Source organism: Natronomonas sp. CBA1123 (genome assembly GCF_009741925.1).
In the GTDB taxonomy this organism is placed as follows: Archaea; Halobacteriota; Halobacteria; order Halobacteriales; family Haloarculaceae; genus Natronomonas.
Genome location: NZ_WPCC01000002.1, coordinates 1 through 16,089, shown reverse-complemented (window position 1 = coordinate 16,089; position 16,089 = coordinate 1). Strand labels below are relative to the sequence as shown.

The following is a 16,089-nucleotide window of genomic DNA, read 5'->3' as shown; positions in this document are numbered from 1 at the left end:
CGCCGAACAGTCGAGATACGTTCGGGGGGTGGAAAACGAGGATGCTAATGGTGCGGGCGTCAACGGTGAGCCGAACTATCGGTCGTCAATCGGTTTCCACCGTCGGTCCGTCCGGCCCGTGTAGCGACTCCGAGGCCGAACGAGTTTGTTGTCGTCCAATTGTTCGAGCGCGTGGGCCATCCATCCCCCGACCCGCGCCACGGCGAACGTCGTCGTGAAAAGCTCCTTCGGGACGCCGACACCGGCAAGGAGCACGGCAGTGTAAAACTCGACGTTCGTCTCTAACCGTCGTTGCGGCTTGTGTTCGGCCAACAGGTCAGTAGCCACGTCCTCGAAGGTCTTCGTCGCAGCGAAGAACTCAGCGTCACCACCCGCGTCGTAGAACTGCTCGGCGGCTGTCGAAAGCACCTCGGCACGTGGGTCGCGAACCCGATACGCTCGGTGTCCGAACCCCATCAGTCGCTCTCCGGCGTCGAGTTTCGTCCGAACGTACGCTTCGGGACCGCCCGTTTCAAACACTTCTTCGAGCATCTCCAAGACCGGGCCGGGAGCACCGCCGTGGAGCGGTCCCTTCAGTGTCCCGACGGCCGCAGTCGCCGCTGACACCACGTCGGACTCCGCCGAAACCACCACTCGGGCGGTGAACGTCGAGGCGTTCAGCCCGTGGTCGACAACCGTGTTGAGATACGTTTCGAGCCCACGAACCGCCGCCTGAGTTGGCTCGTCTCCGGTCATCATGTACAGATAGTTCTCAGCGTGTCGAAGGTCGCTTCGGGGCGCAATTGGGTCCTTATCCTCCCGGTATCGCCAGTACGTCGAGACGATGGTCGGGACGACGGCGATGACTCTCCGAACTGCGGTTTGGGTTGTTTCGTCCTCGACGCCGAGCGAGGCCGCCGAGAGACCCATCCTGAGGGCGTCCATCGGCGGCTTCTCTTCGTTGGCCGCTCGTCGAAGGACTGCTCGTGTCTCCTCGCCGATGGCACGATGACTCGCCAACGCCGACCGAAACGCGTTCAGTTCCTCGACAGTCGGCAGCCGGTCGTTCAACAGCAGGAAGACGGTTTCCTCGTAGGTCGCATTAGCTGCCAGTTCCTCGACCGGAAAGCCGCCGATGAGGAGTTCGCCAGCCTCGCCGTCGATGGAACTGAGCCGTGTTTCGGCGACCGAGATGTCTTCGAGTCCGGGGTGGAGGTCCTCCATCAGCTATCACCTCCAGTGGTCGAATGCCAAAACAGGCCGTTTCCACGGGATTCACAGCGAACGGCGCCGTCGTCGGCGAGAGTCCGCAGGGTCTGCCGTGTCTTGCCGTCTCCGAGTTCGTACACTTCGGCAACCTCCCGAGTCGCAACGGGACCGTAATCAGCGACGAATCGCTCTACTGTGGGAGGAGAGTGTTGCTCCAGTGATGGAGCGACGGCCGTCAACGCAGCCGCCAGCTCCTCGAAAGACTGGAAGCCGCCGGCCAGCCGTGTCCCCTCGGGCCCGTCTATCTCGTAGGTCGGAAACGCCCGAACTCCGGTTGCCCGGGTCCGAGAGAGGTCCGCCTCGAATTCGGCCCGAGCGGTTCCGTCGTCCAGCGCCGCGGTAAACTCGTCCACATCGAGTCCGACCGACGCCGCAATCTCGACCTGTTCCTCACGGTGGTTGACGTTCCGGACCTGAGTGGCGTAGGCCTCACGGAGCCGTCGCAGGTATCGGCTCGCCAGTGTTTCGTCCTGCTGGCGCGCGGCGACGTAGGCTATGCTGGCGGGATACGTCGACTGGGCGGGGTCTTCATCGAAGATGGCCGTATCGACCGGCATTCCGTGTGCTTCCGAGGCCTCAAGCCAGTGTGGGCCGACTTCGCTCGGTTCGGAGATGTCGTTGGCCGCATCGTAGAAATCATCGAAGTCCTCGATGAGCCCACCCATCACGTACTCGATTCGTATCTGGTTCCCGTAGGCAACCCGAAGGTGCCTGATAACCGGTTCAGACCCCCAGCACCACGTACACATCGGGTCCGTGAACTGCGTTATCGTCGGCCGTTCGTCTGATTCTGCCGTCATGCACTCACAACTACCCGTCCGCCCCCGATATATTTCAGGCAACTTACACTAAATCAGGTATACCGCGATGAACCCGATGCCGTAGTTGATTTCGGCCCCACGAGGGCTGCGGGTACTGGAGTTACGCCCCGGTTTCGTTCGTCATACCTGGTTCCTTTGACCGTGTCTGAATGCTTAGTTGGAGTAGCTGAAACAGTCGGTTGAAGATGTTCGAAGAAGCCTTCCAACCGGGTCGGAGAACCGACAGCAACTGTATCGTACTTTTCGGAGGGATGTGAGGATGGGCCGACTCGTCGACGGAGAGTGGGTGACGGAAACCGAACGAGAGCGTGATGGCCAAGGGTTCGATGCGTGGATTCAGTTGTCCAGAGCCCACGCTCCCGCCTTCCCTGCCGAACCGAATCGGTACCACCTGTACATATCTCGGGCCTGTCCGTGGGCGCACCGAACCGCGCTGGTGCGCCGCCTCAGGGGACTCGAAGGCGTGATTTCTCTCGACATCGTCGACCCCGTTCGCCGGGACGAAGGATGGGAATTCACCCCCTCGAAACGCGCGTGTACGCCCGACTCGATACACGGCGCCGACTATCTCCGAGAGGTGTACACCCGGACGGACCCATCCTACACGGGTCGAGTCACGGTGCCCGTCCTCTACGACACCGAGACGGAAACAATCGTCAACAACGAGTCGGCGGACATCGCTCGGATGCTCGACGAAGCATTCGAAACCCACGCCACTCGAGAACGGAAACTCTACCCCGAGAACAAACGCGACGAAATCGATAGCATCATCAACTCGATTCATCGTGACATCAATCTCGGAGTGTACAGAGCCGGATTTGCCGACACACAATCCGAATACGAGGCGGCCGTCCGGGACCTGTTCGAAGCACTCGAACAGTGGGACGACACCCTCGGTCAGCGTCGCTACCTCTTGGGGGAGGAACTGACACTTGCCGACGTGTTCCTCTTTCCGACCCTCTATCGGTTCGATTCGGTGTATCACACGCATTTCAAGTGTAACGTCCGGCGGCTCCGTGACTTCGAGCACCTCTTCGACTACGCTCGGGACATCTATCAGACGCCGGGCGTCGCAGAGACGTGCAATACGGAACACGTCAAGGCCCACTACTACCGCAGCCACAATGACATCAACCCGACTGGGTTCGTCCCTGTCGGTCCCGAAACCGACTGGGAGAAGCCACACGACCGAGGGAACATCGGTTAATCATCAAATCTTCTAATCTGTACAGAGGACGACCAGTTCTGTTAACCAGGGCTTCTACAGCCTATTAGTCGGTAAATCACCGCAATTCGAATCCAGGTATACCGGAGTAAACCAGGTATAGTGTAATCTGCCTGAAATATATTTACTTGACCCCTTTTTCTCCAAATGCGATGAAGTCACCGAACGACATCCGATACGTAATCGTCGGAACGACGCTATCGAACGGAAGCCAGCTCATTCGCGGGTTCCAGCGAGGTGAGAACTGATGGCGGTTCCAGCGGCCGTCTCAGATGTCGCCTTCCTGCTCGGTCGAGCGCTCTTCGCGCTCGTAGTCGGCTACCTCGCTGTCGGAAACCTGCTCGACCTCGAATCGTCGGTCGGCTACGCCAAGAGCAAGGGGGGCACCGCTGGCGTCGGTTACCGTGCCGTTGGGGAGTCTCGGGTTAGTCGTTGGGGCACTTTCGGTGCTCTTCGGCGTCTACCCGACCCTCGGTGTTCTCGCAATCGTGGGCTTTCTCGTCCCGATTACGGTCATCATGCACGACTTCTGGACGATGGACGGCCAGGACCGACAGAACGAACAGATTCACTTCCTCAAGAACGCCGGCCTAATCGGAGCTTCTCTCCTGTTCCTGTCGGTTTCCGTCGGGACGTGGCCGCTGGCAGTCGGCGTCGGGCTCTGATACCCCATGCCGGCGACTGAAAACTCGAGTGCCTCGGAGAGTGCAGTCGGCGTTCCGTGGCGGTCGCCGGCGTTACTCGCGATTCTCGCGGCCACGCTGATGACGCCGATGGACGTCCCGATGATTAGTCCAGTTCTTCCCGAGGTCCAATCCGTGTTCGGCGTCTCGGAGTCCCGTGCTGGCCTGCTCATCACGCTGTATGCGCTCCCTGGTATTGTACTGGCGCCGGTTATCGGAGCGCTTGCCGACCGTGTCGGTCGGCGATACGTCCTCTCCGGCTGTCTCGTGGTGTTCGGCCTCGCCGGAGTCGCTGTCTGGTTCACCGACGACTTCTCGGTGGCGCTCGGTCTGCGTGTCGTCCAGGGATTCGCCGCGGGGAGCGTTCTCTCCGCTCTCGCGATGACCGTCGTCGGTGACCGATACACCGGCCACCAACACGACGCCGTGATGGGCGTGACATCGGCAATGCTTTCGCTCGGGACTGCCGCCTACCCCGTCATCGGCGGATACCTCGCGACCCGCGTGTGGAACGCGCCGTTCCTCATGTACGCGCTTACACTCCCAGTCGCGGGTCTTGTCCTGTGGACACTGGACGAACGGCGGACCGAATCGGGTTCAAGCGACAGGGGATACCTCAGGGAAGCGTTGCAGACGATTCCGGCGCGGCGTGCTTTCGCGCTGTATGGGGTGATGTTCCTCTCGTTTAGCCTGCTGTTCGGAGGGCTGTACACTGCGCTTCCCTTCTATCTCACCGGGAGGTTCGGGGTTACCGCGACGACGGTGGGGCTGGTCACGAGTGCCGTCCTGTTGGCGACCGCGGTCGTTTCGACGCAAAACTGGCGAGTAACCGCTCGACTGTCGACGGCGAGGCACCTCGCTGTCGGGTTCCTGTTGTATGCGGTCGGGTTTCTCATCGTCGGCTTTGCTGACGGTCAGACGGCCCTCGTCGGAGGACTTCTCGTCTTCGGCCTCGGCAGTGGACTCGTTACACCGACACTGTTCGGCGGAATCAGTTCCCTCGCCCCGACTCACGTCCGCGGGGGCGTGATGAGTCTCCAGACGACGACAATCGGCATCAGCCAGGCCGTCGGACCCATCGCGTTCACGCTACTGAGCGGAGAAATCGGCTACCAGCGTACACTCCTCGGTGCGGGGTTCAGTGCCGCAGTTGTGGCAGTACTCCTCTTTGTCGCTAGGTAGATGGAGCCAATTTTTAAGCGGAATCGGACGCGTTGGTAGCTATGGCCAACGAATCCACCGAAACGAGCGGTGGCGTCGCCGACGCCGAGTCGGCGTTCATGACGCTGAGCCACGACCTTCGTCTGGAGATTCTGCTCGCGCTGTGGGACGCGCCCGGGTTCTCACTGTCGTTCTCCGAGCTTCGCTCGGCAGTCGGCGAACGTGACTCCGGGAAATTCACGTATCACCTTTCGGAGCTTCAGGGCCACTTCGTCGCTCAGACGGACGACGGCTACGAACTCCAGTATCCCGGTCACCGCGTCCTCGATGCGATTCAAAGCGGCGTCTTCCATGAACAGGCCGCCGTCGACCCCGTCGAACTCGACGCCGACTGCCGTGACTGTGCCACGGCATTGACCTTCGAATACGGCACCGACTTCATCGGCCGTGTCCACTGTCCGGACTGCGGGAACCGCGCTCTGGAGTGGCCGTTCGACCCCGGTGGAACGGCTGACAGAGACCCCGAGGAAATCGTGAACGCCTTCGACCGACGGACGCGACTTATCTGGTCGTGTGCTCTCGATGGGGTCTGTCCGTTCTGTGCCGGTCGAATCGACCGCGAGTTCGCCAGCAACGTCGACGACCACGGAATTTGTATCGGCGTCCTCGAAGAACTGGACCGCTACGACGAGTACTTCGCTCGCGACCACCCAGCGGTCGTCTCGGTCGACTGCGAACGGTGCAGTTTCTACAGTTTCATCCCGGTCGGGGTTGTCCTCCTGTCGCGCCCTTCGATTACGGGACGACTCCACGAGGCGGGCATCGACGTTCGACGGACACCCCTGTGGGACCTCGGATTCGTCGTCGACGCCGATGCAATCGGCCTTCGGATGGCAGACTCGATGGCTATCGAGGTCGCGATACAGGACGGGGACGAGCAGCTAGTTTGTGTCGTCGACGAGTCGTTTGACGTGTCTGTCGAGCGCGAATTAGACACATAAGAATATTTACTGTAATTCATCTCACCGAGCTTTTACTTACTATCCTAACGTGGGTTTTGACCACACATGGAAGTAACCGATTCCAAACATGTAGTCGCAGTATGTGGAAGTCAGCGGGACGGAAGCTACACCCATCGCGCGCTGCGGCGAGCACTGACGGCCGCCGAAGTCCGCGGTGCCGAGACGGACTTCATCGACCTCTCGGAGCTCGAACTCCCCCTCTTCGACCCGGACCGAACGGACGCCGGCGATGCCGACTCGCTTCGTCGCCGCATCCGGCGTGCCGACGCGGTGTTGCTGGGAACGCCGATGTACCACGGGTCGTACTCCTCGCCGCTGAAAACCGCGTTGGACTACTGTGGATTCGACGAATTCGAAGAAACGACGGTCGGACTGCTGGCTGTCTCCGGCGGTGGGTTTCCGACGCCCGCTCTGGAGCATCTTCGGTCGGTTGCCCGCGAACTGGACGCCTGGGTGCTCCCCACGCAAGTCGCGATTCCGGACTCCCACAGCGCCTTCGAGGACGGCGAATTGACCGACGAGGGATTACTCGAACGTCTCGAGGCGCTCGGCGGCCAACTCGTCGACTACGCGAACGTCGAATCGTACCCTGACGCCCCTGCTGCCTGTGCCGTTCCTACGGCTGATTAATCATGTCTGCCGAAACCGAAACACGACAACACGAAATCGAAGCGCACAACGCCTCCGCGTGCCCCGTCATCCAAGCCATCGACAAGGTCGGGACGCCGTGGCGCCTGAACGTCATCTACGCACTCGCCGACGGCGAACAGCGGTTCAACGAACTCAAGGAGGCGACGAACGCCCGCTCGAAGACCCTCTCGGACGCCCTCGACGAACTGGTCGAGAACGACGTCGTCACCCGCCGAATGGAGGAAGCGGCGCCGGTCGCAGTCTACTATCGACTCACTTCGAAAGGCGAGGGACTCCTCGACGCGCTAGACGAACTGGCCGAATGGGAAGCGGACTGGGGGGAAGAACCCCCGGAAGGCGATGTTCCGAGACGTGATTGAGTCGGGATGCGGGGGCCGAGTCGGCGAGCCGACCCGAGGGATTCATTCACGGGCCGAGACTGCTTGCCCTCATGACCGACGACACCGGAACTGACCTCGCGACTGATGCGGTCCACAGTGGTGAGAACACCGACGAACTCAGTTCTGTCTCCGGCGATGTCGTCTCGCCCATTCATTTGGCCACCCACCACGAGATGGATGCGCCGGGAGAGTCAGCGCACGGCTACAAATACTCGCGGTTCGGGAATCCGACTCGGGAGGCGCTCGAGACACGACTTGCCGACCTGACGGGGGCGAGTGAGGCGATAGCCTTCAGTTCGGGCACTGCTGCCATCGCGACGGCAGGCCTCGCGTTGTGTGACCCCGGCGACCACGTCGTCGCCTTCGACGGCGTCTACGGCGGGACACGGCTCCTGTTCGAGGAATTCTTCCGGGGAAAACTCGGCGTGGAAATCGAATACGTGGATGCAACGGACGCGACGAACGTCGAGGCCGCGATACGCCCCGAGACGACGCTACTGTGGATGGAGACGCCGACGAACCCGCTGTTGAAACTCTGTGACCTAGACGCGGTGGCGTCGATAGCCGACGACCACGGAATCCCACTCGGCGTGGATAACACGTTCGCGACGCCGTATTCCCAGCGGCCGTTGGAGCAGGGCGCCGACCTCGTCGTTCACAGCACTACGAAATACCTGAACGGTCACAGCGATTCCACCGGCGGTGCGGTGGCGACGAGCGACCCCGCACTCGCCAATCGCATCTCGGAACTACAGGCGTACACGCTCGGAAACCTTCTGGCGCCGTTCGACTCCTATCTGGTGCTTCGCGGGACGAAGACGTTCCCGCTTCGGATGGACAAACACGAAAGGAACGCCCGCGCGATTGCCGAGCATCTCCTCGAACACCCCTCGGTCTCTCGAGTCAACTATCCCGGACTCGAATCGCATCCTCAACACGAGCTGGCGAGACGGCAGATGGACGGGTTCGGCGGCATCGTCTCATTCGAGTTGGACGCGACCGAAGCGGAGACGAGGGCCGTTCTCGAAGAACTGGACGTGTTTACGATTGCTGTCAGCCTCGGCGGTGTCGAGTCACTCGTCGACCACCCGTGGACGATGTCGGCGTCGTTCATTTCACCGGAGGAACGACGAGAAGCGGGGATTTCGGAGTCGCTGGTTCGAATGCCGATTGGCATCGAAGGCACCTCCGACCTCATCGAAGACATAGACCGGGCTCTGGAGAACGTATAGACACACAGCGTATCGGAGACTCGCGGCTTCGACTATCGGGTATCCGTCTCGGCGAACAGCATCGATAGGATTCGGGACTCGGCTTTCCGGAGGTGTTCGGAAGCCGTCGCCGTCGCACAATCCAACGCGTCGGCGACGTCCTGTGTCGACGCCTCCCGAGGGATGTCGTAGTACCCGACTTGGAGTGCGGCTTGGACGGCTTCGCGCTGCTTCGGCGAGAGACTGTCCGCGACGGTGTTCTGTGCGACAGGCCCGGCACCGACCGCGTCAATCGTAACATCCACTCCATCAGGAACGCCGTCGACCGCGTTCTGTATCGCCGCTTCCGTTCCGATGAGCGTGAACGTACTGCTCCCATCGTCGTGACATCGAATCGGTGGGACCGTCAGGATGTCCTCACGGGTGAAGTTCTCGAACAGCGCTCGTCCGACGGTCGTCCCTTCAGCCGCCAAAAAACAGTACGCCTCCGTCTCGCCGTTGGGGAACAACTCGAAATCACTGACGTTGTCCATCCCATCGACAGCCTGTTCGAGTCGGTGATACTCCCCTCGAACGAACAGTAAGAACCCGACCGGTGGCTTCGCGACGTTCCAGTTGACGATCTCCACCGCCGAAAGGTACGATGCCTCCTGCGTGAGGAGTCGATAGACGGGCGGCAAGTAGTCCGTGGGTGGTGAGAGCGTAATCCGAACGCGCTTCATCGTGATACTCCCCAACGGGGGTCGGAAAAATACTGTTGGTCAGCCAACGCAGGGATAAACCTCCCAGATGGATTCGGCTCTACTGACTTTTCGCTTCATCCCCAACCCTGATTCATGTGTCAAAACGTCGGCGGCGCCGACCGGGTGATACGAGGCGTTCTCGGCATCTGGTTGGTCGTCGTCGCCACCGCAGCATTCCGTGTCGACCGACGACCGACGGCTGCAGTCGCCGGAATCGCTGGAATCGGACTTCTCCAGAACGCTCTCGTGGGTTTCTGTGGCTGTAACTGGCTGTTCGGTCTCGATACGACGACCGAGAGTTGCGAAGCGGGGTGTGACGTGTGAGTACGCTTGGGTCGCTGGGTCGGCGACTCGCTACGGGCTTCGTCGAACTCGGTGAAATTATCGTTCGAGAGCTGCTCCTCGGTGGCGACCCTGTTACCGCGTTTCTCATACTCGGTGGACTCTCCATCTGGGCAGTAACCTTCGGAATCGGCGGCTATCTCGCTCTGAGAGCGATTCTGTCGGGAGTATGGCGGCGGCTTACGAAACGTCAGCAGAAGAGTCCCGTCCGATAAGCGTCGTTACTCACGCCGGTTAGCCGCCCGTTTCGAAGACCGTATCGGCCAGGGTATCTCGGTGGCCTTCGTTCGGCCCTCCCGCAATCGTCAGCAGTCGCGCATCACGAAGGTAGCGTTCGATGTCTGTCTCCGTCGTATACCCGATGCCGCCGTGCAGTTGGAGAGCTTCGTTCGTCACGTCGACAGCCGTTTCGGTCGCGCGAATCTTCGCGGCGGCGAACTCCCGGGAGGGGTCACCACCACGGTCGGCGACCGCGGCGGCGCGTCGGGTGAGAAGCCGTGCGGCGTCGACATCCGCAGACAGCTCGGCGATGCGCCAGCGAACGCCCTGGAAATCCCCGATGTGTTGTCCGTGCTGTTGTCGGTCGCGAACGTAGGCAACCGTATCTTCGATTGCTGCCCGAGCGATGCCGACGGCCCGCGCTGGCACGTTGACGCCGGTGTGAACCGCTCCCCGCTGAACGAGGGCCGTATCGACAGGACCGACTCTGGCCGAGTCCGGGACCCGCACCGACGAGAGTGTCACCTTGGGTGATTTCACGCTCTTGGCCCCGAGCGTCTCCCAAATGTGCTCGATTTCGAAGGCATCGGCGGGCACGAGAAAGGCAGTCACGTTCTCGGGTGCGGCCGACTCGGGTCCGGTCTTCGCGTAGGTGAGGACGGTGTCGGCGTGCTGGAAGTTCGTCACCCAGCGCTTGTGCCCATCCAAGACCCACTCATCGCCATCGCGTTCGGCGGTGGTTTCGATGTTGGATTTGTCGCTCCCGGCGTTCGTTTCGCTCAATCCGAGCGCCGCGACCGACTCGAATCGGGCCATCTCCGGTAGCCGCTCGTCGCATAACGCGTCGCTTCCACACTGTTCGATAACGGCAGCAACGCCGAGGTGGAGCGAAAGCGCACTCGCGACGGGCATCATCGCCGCGGAAAGTTCCTCGATGACGACGGTGAGGCCGACCAGGTCCGCCCCTCGCCCACCATACGCTTCGGAGACTGTGAGTCCCCCGAAACCACTCGCTCCGAGCGATTCGAGGATTTCCGTCGGGTGTTCTTCCTTCGCGTCGAGGTCGGCAACGACCGGTTCGATCTCCCGAGTCGCAAACTCTTCGGCTTCCGCCCGGAGTGATTCCTGCTCCTCACTCAACTCGAAATCCATCGTAGATACCTACCCGTAGGCATCGGACAAATCGTTTCGGCCGAAGTCATCTGGGGCGTTTATCACAACGAAGTTCCGCGAGCTGGTGTAGATCTTGATACTAAACATCGATGGTCGGCGCTACTAGTGTCCTCCATCTTAGTCGGAGTATGTATCCTCCGTCACGACCGCAGCATCGAAACAGCCAGGAGGTCGGCTGGGTCGATAACAGAGGATACATCTTGACGGCCGGCAGGAAAGACTACACCAACTACGCTCAAACAAGATTGCACAGCAGAGCTTGCCCTCGGCCAACCCCTGGGATATGCAGGAGCCGTCAGCAGGAACGTAGTCGCGTGGAGGCAACATCAACGGTGGATTAGAGGTATTAACCAACAATTTGTCACATTTCCTCAATTTTGTTGGTTAAATCTAATGGCCCTAGCTGACTCCGGCTTTGGAACTGTTCTCGGAAACGGTCGAACGGTGCCAGAATGCGGTTCCTGAGTCCGATTATACATTTCTCTCAACGGTTCCCTGAAACGCGGAAGCGCCACGCCGCGGCTTATCGGGCTTGTGGTCATCTAATCGAATATGAGAGAGCACTCGACATCGAACCAATTAGCGATAGACCAGCCGACACGGGACGCTGACCGCAATCAGAACCTGGCTGACCAAGCCAACCCAGCCACGGAGAAAATGCTGCTCCCCTCACTCGACGACGGCATCACGCTGCTGGATGTAGAAGGCGGCCGCGGCGTTCCGATCATACAGTCGCTCGTCCTCGACCATCTCCTGTTGCACGATGGGCCGGCTTTCTGGGTTGATGCAAACGGCCACGCGACGACGACTTCACTCGCACAGATGGCGCCCAGCCAACGGCTGCTGGACCGAATCCATGTCGCACGCGGGTTCACTGCTTACCAGCACTATGGCGCCGTCTGTGATCTTTCGTCGGCGGTGAACCAATCCATCCAGAAGTCGACCGCCAACACAGACATACGCGGTCGACAGTCGAGTGGTCGCGACGAATATTCGTCCGCCCACACCCCTTCGCTCATCGTCGCGCCGGCCGTCGACGCCCAGTACCGCGGCGATGACAGCCTCAACGAGACACACGCGGAGACACTACAGGCACGGACACTCGCCCGGTTAGCAGCCTATGCCGACGGTTACGATGTGCCGGTTCTCCTTACTCGGAGTACGGTCGACGAGTTCACTAAGCCAGTCGCCAGGGCTGCCGACCACCTCTTGGAATGTGAGCAAACTCGGATGGGCCCGCGATTCGTCGGCGAGGACTTCGAGACGCTCGTCTACCCCGTCGACGACGGCGCGTTCTATCAGACCACGTTCGCCTACTGGCGGCAGCTGCTCGCGGCTCGCGCCACGCAAGTCGGCGTGGAACCGACGGTGTCGGCGTCGACGCCGACTCCAGAGGGGGTCGGGACGGGCGTCACGGCTGACGGTGAGACGGTGGCGGCCACCGCGGACCCCTTGCTTGATACGTGGACAGCGGCCGATTCGGGAGGCCGATAACGATGCGCCGCACAAACCCGACGTATCGAGATGCCCTCCGAGCCATCGAAGAGCGCTGGGCAAAGTTCCGCCGGGCGCTTCGTCGGCGCGACCAGCCGCGGTTCGACCGGCTATTCGAGTACGCCCGCGAGCACGCCGACGCAAGTGGCCTATTAAATCACCAGAATCCCCTCCTGCCGGCACTACTCAGCATCGACCTCGAACAGGAGGCCCGCCTCGAGGACCACGAAAAACGGCTCGCCGAGCTTGAACAACAGATTACGGAAGACGAGGGGCAACAGCACCAATCAGCCGCAGAGAATACCGCTGGAGGTTCAGAATGACCGAGCTGTCGACAGTCGCATTCGACATCGAAACGACTGGGTTCGAGACAAGAGATCAACTCACCGTTGTTGGGTTTGACTCTGCTGTCGCATCCCGAGTGTTTCTCAATACGGATGGAACGACACCCTCGCCAACACTCACAGACCAACTGAACGAGAAGCTCCAGACGGCGGTACAACTCACCTACCACGACAGCGAACGGGCGTTGCTAACCGAACTCACGACGTTCATCACGTCAACGCTCACCCAACGGAACGCAAAACTCGTCGCGTACAACGGTGAGCGGTGGAATGGCGGGTTTGATTTGCCGTTTCTTCGGACTCGGCTCTGTACGCACGGCCTTGAGTGGCCCTTCGGCACACTGCCGTACGTTGACGTGATGGATGTCTTCGAGAAACGGTTCAACACCAGCGAAAATACACTGGACGGCGTCTATAGGGAACTGATTGGGGCAGGGATGAACGACCTTGATCCATTCAGCGATAGCAGTGAGGCCGTCACAGCGTGGGAGGAGGGTGCATTTGAACCACTCATCACCCACAACATCGCCGATATTCGGCGGACACGAGCGTTGATGGACCTCGCAGAGCGGTATTGCTCGAAGTCGGACTTCTCGATGAAATCGCTCGATCCAGTCGTGTGAAAGCCGCTATGTGTCGTTTCTAGAGTTCTGTGACGACAGCACGGGTGATCGTTCTGTAGATTGACTGCATATCGACCTGCCGGGATTGGATGCCCAGGGGCGCGTCCTCAATGCCCTCGTTTTTCTCTCGCTGCGTTGCGCACGCCCCGCAGGCCTCCTGCGAAAAGGGGAGTACTTTGGTCATAGTAGCTAGTATGGTCTTGTTCCTTTTCCACACACCTATTCACATCCGAAAGCTGTGAGGGTCACGGATTTCAGATTCCAAAGAAGCGGACGTGAGCAACCCTGGCGCTGCTGGTCAAGCCGACTACTCCGAGCGTTCAAGCCTGTCGCGGCGCGCTTCGAACTCTTCGTCAGTGAGGTTGCCACGAGCGTATGCCGTGCGGAGTTCCTCCATTGCGGGATCCCGAGAGGCTTGCGCTTCGCTCATGCGCCGGAAGACGAGGTAGCCACCGCCGAGAAGGATGAGGAGGAAGATGAGCGGGACGAGCATCCCGACGAACGGCCACCATCCACCAGTACCGCCATATTCCATCATTCCGCCGTATCCCATCATCCCGCCGAATCCCATTCCCATCGTGAGCAAGGGAAGGGCGATGATCGCCCCGATGATCAGGAGGACGATGGTCGTGGTATCGAGCCGGTTCGACGAAGACATCGAAGATCAGGCCTCGGACGACGGTTCTTGGTCGTCGGCGACGACCGAGAGAACACGCTCGAAACGCTCGTTGACCTCGGTTCCGATGGAGTCGAGCGCATCGTTATCGGTGATTCCGACCAAGCGATGGGCATCAACTGCACTCACAACAACATCACCGTCATCGGTTTCGTAGACGATGACGTTACACGGGAGGAGTGCACCGAGTTCGATTTCTTCGGTCAGCCCCTCGTATGCCAGCGGGGGATTGCATGCACCGAGAATGCGGTACTGGCGGAATTCTTCGCCGAGTTTCTCCTTGAGTGTCGCCTGGATGTCGATGTCACAGAGGACGCCGAATCCCTCGTCTTTGAGCGCTGCGATTGTCGTATCGACGACGTCGTCGAACTCGCCGGTTACTGCCGTCTGTATTGTATAGTTCATGAATTACATACCACGTCCACGGGGTTAACGGTTGGGTGACTCAACGGCGGGTGTTGGAGAGGTGGTGTATCCGCTGGAACAGCACCTATTCCGGTGATTCTAGGCCTTGCAACTACATGGTCGAACACCTCGAGGTCGTCGCCGAGCGGATCGAGAGATTCGCCGACTTCGGCGACGCCGAGGATGATGCCGTTGCGTTACGTCGCAACACCGGTCGTTTTACGTGCCTATTCCGTCGCTTCCGTCTCTTCGGCCGGCTCAGGCGTCTCCTCATCATCCTCGATTACGGGAGTGTCAGTCTCTGTCGCTTCTGTCTCTTCGGTCGGTTCGGGCGTCTCCTTATCATCCTCAGTTACGGGCGCGTCAGTTTCCGTCGGTTCATCGTCGAGGCACTCCTCGATGGTGATCGTCAGTGGCGTCGGTTCTCCGTCGATGTACACCGTTTCCCCGCCGGCCTCTGCGCCGATTTCAGCTTCTCCGTCCGTATCGGTGCTGGCGACGAACTCCCAGGTTCCGGGCTGGGTGAACGTCAGCGATTCACCGGGCTCGAGCAGCGTCGCCCCCTCGTCGTCCTCATCGTAGTAGTACGACGTGAAATCGACTGTCTGATCGAGCGTGTTCGTGATCACCAGTCGCTCGCACGACTGCTCGGAACTGAGGCTCAACGGCTCGCTCGGTGTCGGCGTTTCGGTGGGAGTAGAGGGTGGTTCTGGAGTTTCCGTCTCTTCGGGGTCTGAGCCATCATTCGGCGGGCCGAGATCGCACGCAGTGACGTCGTTCGAGGCGGAATCGATCTGTTCCCCATCCAGGTAGAGGTGTACCGTCACCTTACCGTCGTCGTCGGTCCGTACGGTGATCTGCTCATCTGGAATGCGTTCTAAATTCGGGTAGGTGTACAGAGAGCCGTCCGTCGACTGTGCCGTGACGACGTCGACCATCGTCGAATTCTCCGACGTGTTGTAGCTCAACCGGGCAGCATCAGCGGAGTTGGTCTCGATGCTGAAGGCTGCGAGTCCGTCCTCGGTGTCGGTACACAGCGGGATGATCTCGAAGTCCTCCGGGTCGAGGTAGTCCTGCTGGTCGCAGCCCTCGACCGTCACGGGCACGAGGGTGTTGTCGTCGCTAGACTCATTATTGACGGTGGCGGGGTAGAGTTCACCGTCATCGCCGCGGTAGTACGCAACGAATTCGTACGTCGCATCCAGCGGCATAAACACGGACTGCCGTTGCGTTTCCCCGGGTTCGATCTCGTCAAGGTCGAACTGCAAGTCATCAGGGTAGAGCCTCGAAGCCTCCTCCGGTAGCCCAGCAGTGTATGCGATGGTCCGGTCACCCTCGTTGGTGAATTCGAGCACGCCGCACTCGGGGGACGTCACCACGAGATTTGGCACGGCCTCGTCGTCGTCGGGGGTCGGTGTCGGTGTTGCTGTCGGTGTCTCAGTCGGTGTGGCCGTCGGTGTTGCTGTCGGCGTCTCAGTCGGTGTTGCTGTCGGGGTCGCTATCGGGGTTGGGGTGTCAGTGGGTTTCTCCGTCGGCGTTTCTTTCTCTTTGTCCTTGTCTCGGTCTTTGTCCTTGTCTCGGTCCTTGTCCTTGTCTCGGTCCTTGTCCTGTCTCGGTCCTTGTCCTGTCTCGGTCCTTGTCCTTGTCTCGGTCCTTGTCCTTGTCTCG

General features: G+C 60.4%; 17 protein-coding genes and 1 pseudogene. 11 read left to right on the top strand and 7 right to left on the bottom strand.

Annotated elements, in window-relative coordinates; translation table 11 throughout:
- Positions 1 to 75 precede the first annotated feature (75 nt).
- Both GJ631_RS01505 and GJ631_RS01500 read right to left on the bottom strand, forming a co-directional pair.
- Complete coding sequence (locus tag GJ631_RS01505) at positions 76 to 1,203, bottom strand: citrate synthase (RefSeq protein ID WP_156707461.1); 1,128 nt, start codon at positions 1,201 to 1,203, stop codon at positions 76 to 78.
- Complete coding sequence (locus tag GJ631_RS01500) at positions 1,203 to 2,048, bottom strand: DsbA family protein (RefSeq protein WP_156707460.1); 846 nt, start codon at positions 2,046 to 2,048, stop codon at positions 1,203 to 1,205. Before GJ631_RS01500 ends, GJ631_RS01505 begins: the two co-directional genes overlap by 1 nt.
- Before the next feature lie 280 nt (positions 2,049 to 2,328).
- Here GJ631_RS01500 and GJ631_RS01495 point away from each other — a divergent pair, with 280 nt between their 5' ends.
- The 7 genes from GJ631_RS01495 to GJ631_RS01465 all read left to right on the top strand — a co-directional run bounded on the left by GJ631_RS01495 (position 2,329) and on the right by GJ631_RS01465 (position 8,423).
- Positions 2,329 to 3,276 (top strand): glutathione S-transferase family protein, encoded by a 948-nt coding sequence (locus tag GJ631_RS01495; protein WP_156707459.1) that lies wholly within the window; start codon positions 2,329 to 2,331, stop codon positions 3,274 to 3,276.
- A gap of 464 nt (positions 3,277 to 3,740) precedes the next feature.
- Positions 3,741 to 3,959: a hypothetical protein gene (locus GJ631_RS01490; RefSeq protein ID WP_197424704.1), complete on the top strand. Its 219-nt coding sequence runs from the start codon at positions 3,741 to 3,743 to the stop codon at positions 3,957 to 3,959.
- Between the two features lie 6 nt (positions 3,960 to 3,965).
- Positions 3,966 to 5,159, top strand: a complete 1,194-nt coding sequence (locus GJ631_RS01485; protein ID WP_156707457.1) for an MFS transporter — start codon at positions 3,966 to 3,968, stop codon at positions 5,157 to 5,159.
- Between the two features lie 41 nt (positions 5,160 to 5,200).
- Positions 5,201 to 6,139, top strand: coding sequence for a winged helix-turn-helix domain-containing protein (locus tag GJ631_RS01480; RefSeq protein WP_156707456.1), 939 nt, complete (start codon positions 5,201 to 5,203; stop codon positions 6,137 to 6,139).
- A gap of 66 nt (positions 6,140 to 6,205) precedes the next feature.
- On the top strand, positions 6,206 to 6,790 hold the full coding sequence (locus tag GJ631_RS01475; protein ID WP_156707455.1) for an NADPH-dependent FMN reductase: 585 nt from the start codon (positions 6,206 to 6,208) through the stop codon (positions 6,788 to 6,790).
- A gap of 2 nt (positions 6,791 to 6,792) precedes the next feature.
- Positions 6,793 to 7,170 carry a helix-turn-helix domain-containing protein gene (locus GJ631_RS01470; protein WP_156707454.1) on the top strand — a complete coding sequence of 126 codons (378 nt, stop codon included), beginning with the start codon at positions 6,793 to 6,795 and terminating at the stop codon, positions 7,168 to 7,170.
- Between the two features lie 71 nt (positions 7,171 to 7,241).
- Positions 7,242 to 8,423, top strand: coding sequence for a PLP-dependent aspartate aminotransferase family protein (locus GJ631_RS01465; protein ID WP_156707453.1), 1,182 nt, complete (start codon positions 7,242 to 7,244; stop codon positions 8,421 to 8,423).
- Positions 8,424 to 8,455: 32 nt separating this feature from the next.
- Here GJ631_RS01465 and GJ631_RS01460 read toward each other — a convergent pair whose 3' ends face one another.
- The gene (locus tag GJ631_RS01460) at positions 8,456 to 9,124 is read right to left on the bottom strand and encodes a helix-turn-helix domain-containing protein (RefSeq protein WP_156707452.1); all 669 of its coding nucleotides are present in this window, start codon (positions 9,122 to 9,124) and stop codon (positions 8,456 to 8,458) included.
- Between the two features lie 114 nt (positions 9,125 to 9,238).
- Between GJ631_RS01460 and GJ631_RS01455 the strand changes: the two genes are divergently transcribed.
- A complete protein-coding gene (locus GJ631_RS01455; RefSeq protein WP_156707451.1) occupies positions 9,239 to 9,469 on the top strand; it encodes a DUF2892 domain-containing protein in 231 nt (76 codons plus the stop codon).
- Between the two features lie 252 nt (positions 9,470 to 9,721).
- On the opposite strand, the gene GJ631_RS01450 is transcribed toward GJ631_RS01455, so the two are convergent.
- Complete coding sequence (locus GJ631_RS01450; RefSeq protein ID WP_156707450.1) at positions 9,722 to 10,858, bottom strand: acyl-CoA dehydrogenase family protein; 1,137 nt, start codon at positions 10,856 to 10,858, stop codon at positions 9,722 to 9,724.
- Between the two features lie 573 nt (positions 10,859 to 11,431).
- Here GJ631_RS01450 and GJ631_RS01445 point away from each other — a divergent pair.
- Genes GJ631_RS01445 through GJ631_RS01435 form a run of 3 tightly spaced genes read left to right on the top strand, consistent with a single transcriptional unit; the run spans position 11,432 to position 13,340 of the window.
- Positions 11,432 to 12,373 (top strand): hypothetical protein, encoded by a 942-nt coding sequence (locus GJ631_RS01445; RefSeq protein ID WP_156707449.1) that lies wholly within the window; start codon positions 11,432 to 11,434, stop codon positions 12,371 to 12,373.
- A 2-nt stretch (positions 12,374 to 12,375) separates the two neighbouring features.
- Complete coding sequence (locus GJ631_RS01440; protein ID WP_156707448.1) at positions 12,376 to 12,696, top strand: hypothetical protein; 321 nt, start codon at positions 12,376 to 12,378, stop codon at positions 12,694 to 12,696.
- Positions 12,693 to 13,340, top strand: a complete 648-nt coding sequence (locus GJ631_RS01435) for a ribonuclease H-like domain-containing protein (RefSeq protein WP_156707447.1) — start codon at positions 12,693 to 12,695, stop codon at positions 13,338 to 13,340. The genes GJ631_RS01440 and GJ631_RS01435 overlap by 4 nt, the downstream gene beginning before the upstream one ends.
- Before the next feature lie 307 nt (positions 13,341 to 13,647).
- On the opposite strand, the gene GJ631_RS01430 is transcribed toward GJ631_RS01435, so the two are convergent.
- The 3 genes and pseudogenes from GJ631_RS01430 to GJ631_RS18385 all read right to left on the bottom strand — a co-directional run.
- A complete protein-coding gene (locus tag GJ631_RS01430; protein ID WP_156707446.1) occupies positions 13,648 to 13,998 on the bottom strand; it encodes an SHOCT domain-containing protein in 351 nt (116 codons plus the stop codon).
- A 6-nt stretch (positions 13,999 to 14,004) separates the two neighbouring features.
- Positions 14,005 to 14,421: a DUF302 domain-containing protein gene (locus tag GJ631_RS01425; protein ID WP_156707445.1), complete on the bottom strand. Its 417-nt coding sequence runs from the start codon at positions 14,419 to 14,421 to the stop codon at positions 14,005 to 14,007.
- A 227-nt stretch (positions 14,422 to 14,648) separates the two neighbouring features.
- Positions 14,649 to 16,089 (bottom strand): annotated as a pseudogene (locus GJ631_RS18385) (hypothetical protein); the annotation flags it as partial.

Excerpts from the sequence above, each read along its gene's own strand:
- GJ631_RS01465 (WP_156707453.1), top strand. The coding sequence starts at position 7,242 with ATGACCGACGACACCGGAACTGACCTCGCGACTGATGCGGTCCACAGT.
- GJ631_RS01445 (WP_156707449.1), top strand. The coding sequence starts at position 11,432 with ATGAGAGAGCACTCGACATCGAACCAATTAGCGATAGACCAGCCGACA.
- GJ631_RS01480 (WP_156707456.1), top strand. The coding sequence starts at position 5,201 with ATGGCCAACGAATCCACCGAAACGAGCGGTGGCGTCGCCGACGCCGAG.
- GJ631_RS01485 (WP_156707457.1), top strand. The coding sequence starts at position 3,966 with ATGCCGGCGACTGAAAACTCGAGTGCCTCGGAGAGTGCAGTCGGCGTT.
- GJ631_RS01455 (WP_156707451.1), top strand. The coding sequence starts at position 9,239 with ATGTGTCAAAACGTCGGCGGCGCCGACCGGGTGATACGAGGCGTTCTC.
- GJ631_RS01475 (WP_156707455.1), top strand. The coding sequence starts at position 6,206 with ATGGAAGTAACCGATTCCAAACATGTAGTCGCAGTATGTGGAAGTCAG.
- GJ631_RS01425 (WP_156707445.1), bottom strand. The coding sequence starts at position 14,421 with ATGAACTATACAATACAGACGGCAGTAACCGGCGAGTTCGACGACGTC.
- GJ631_RS01430 (WP_156707446.1), bottom strand. The coding sequence starts at position 13,998 with ATGTCTTCGTCGAACCGGCTCGATACCACGACCATCGTCCTCCTGATC.
- GJ631_RS01505 (WP_156707461.1), bottom strand. The coding sequence starts at position 1,203 with ATGGAGGACCTCCACCCCGGACTCGAAGACATCTCGGTCGCCGAAACA.
- GJ631_RS01440 (WP_156707448.1), top strand. The coding sequence starts at position 12,376 with ATGCGCCGCACAAACCCGACGTATCGAGATGCCCTCCGAGCCATCGAA.
- GJ631_RS01435 (WP_156707447.1), top strand. The coding sequence starts at position 12,693 with ATGACCGAGCTGTCGACAGTCGCATTCGACATCGAAACGACTGGGTTC.
- GJ631_RS01500 (WP_156707460.1), bottom strand. The coding sequence starts at position 2,048 with ATGACGGCAGAATCAGACGAACGGCCGACGATAACGCAGTTCACGGAC.
- GJ631_RS01495 (WP_156707459.1), top strand. The coding sequence starts at position 2,329 with ATGGGCCGACTCGTCGACGGAGAGTGGGTGACGGAAACCGAACGAGAG.
- GJ631_RS01470 (WP_156707454.1), top strand. The coding sequence starts at position 6,793 with ATGTCTGCCGAAACCGAAACACGACAACACGAAATCGAAGCGCACAAC.
- GJ631_RS01460 (WP_156707452.1), bottom strand. The coding sequence starts at position 9,124 with ATGAAGCGCGTTCGGATTACGCTCTCACCACCCACGGACTACTTGCCG.
- GJ631_RS01450 (WP_156707450.1), bottom strand. The coding sequence starts at position 10,858 with ATGGATTTCGAGTTGAGTGAGGAGCAGGAATCACTCCGGGCGGAAGCC.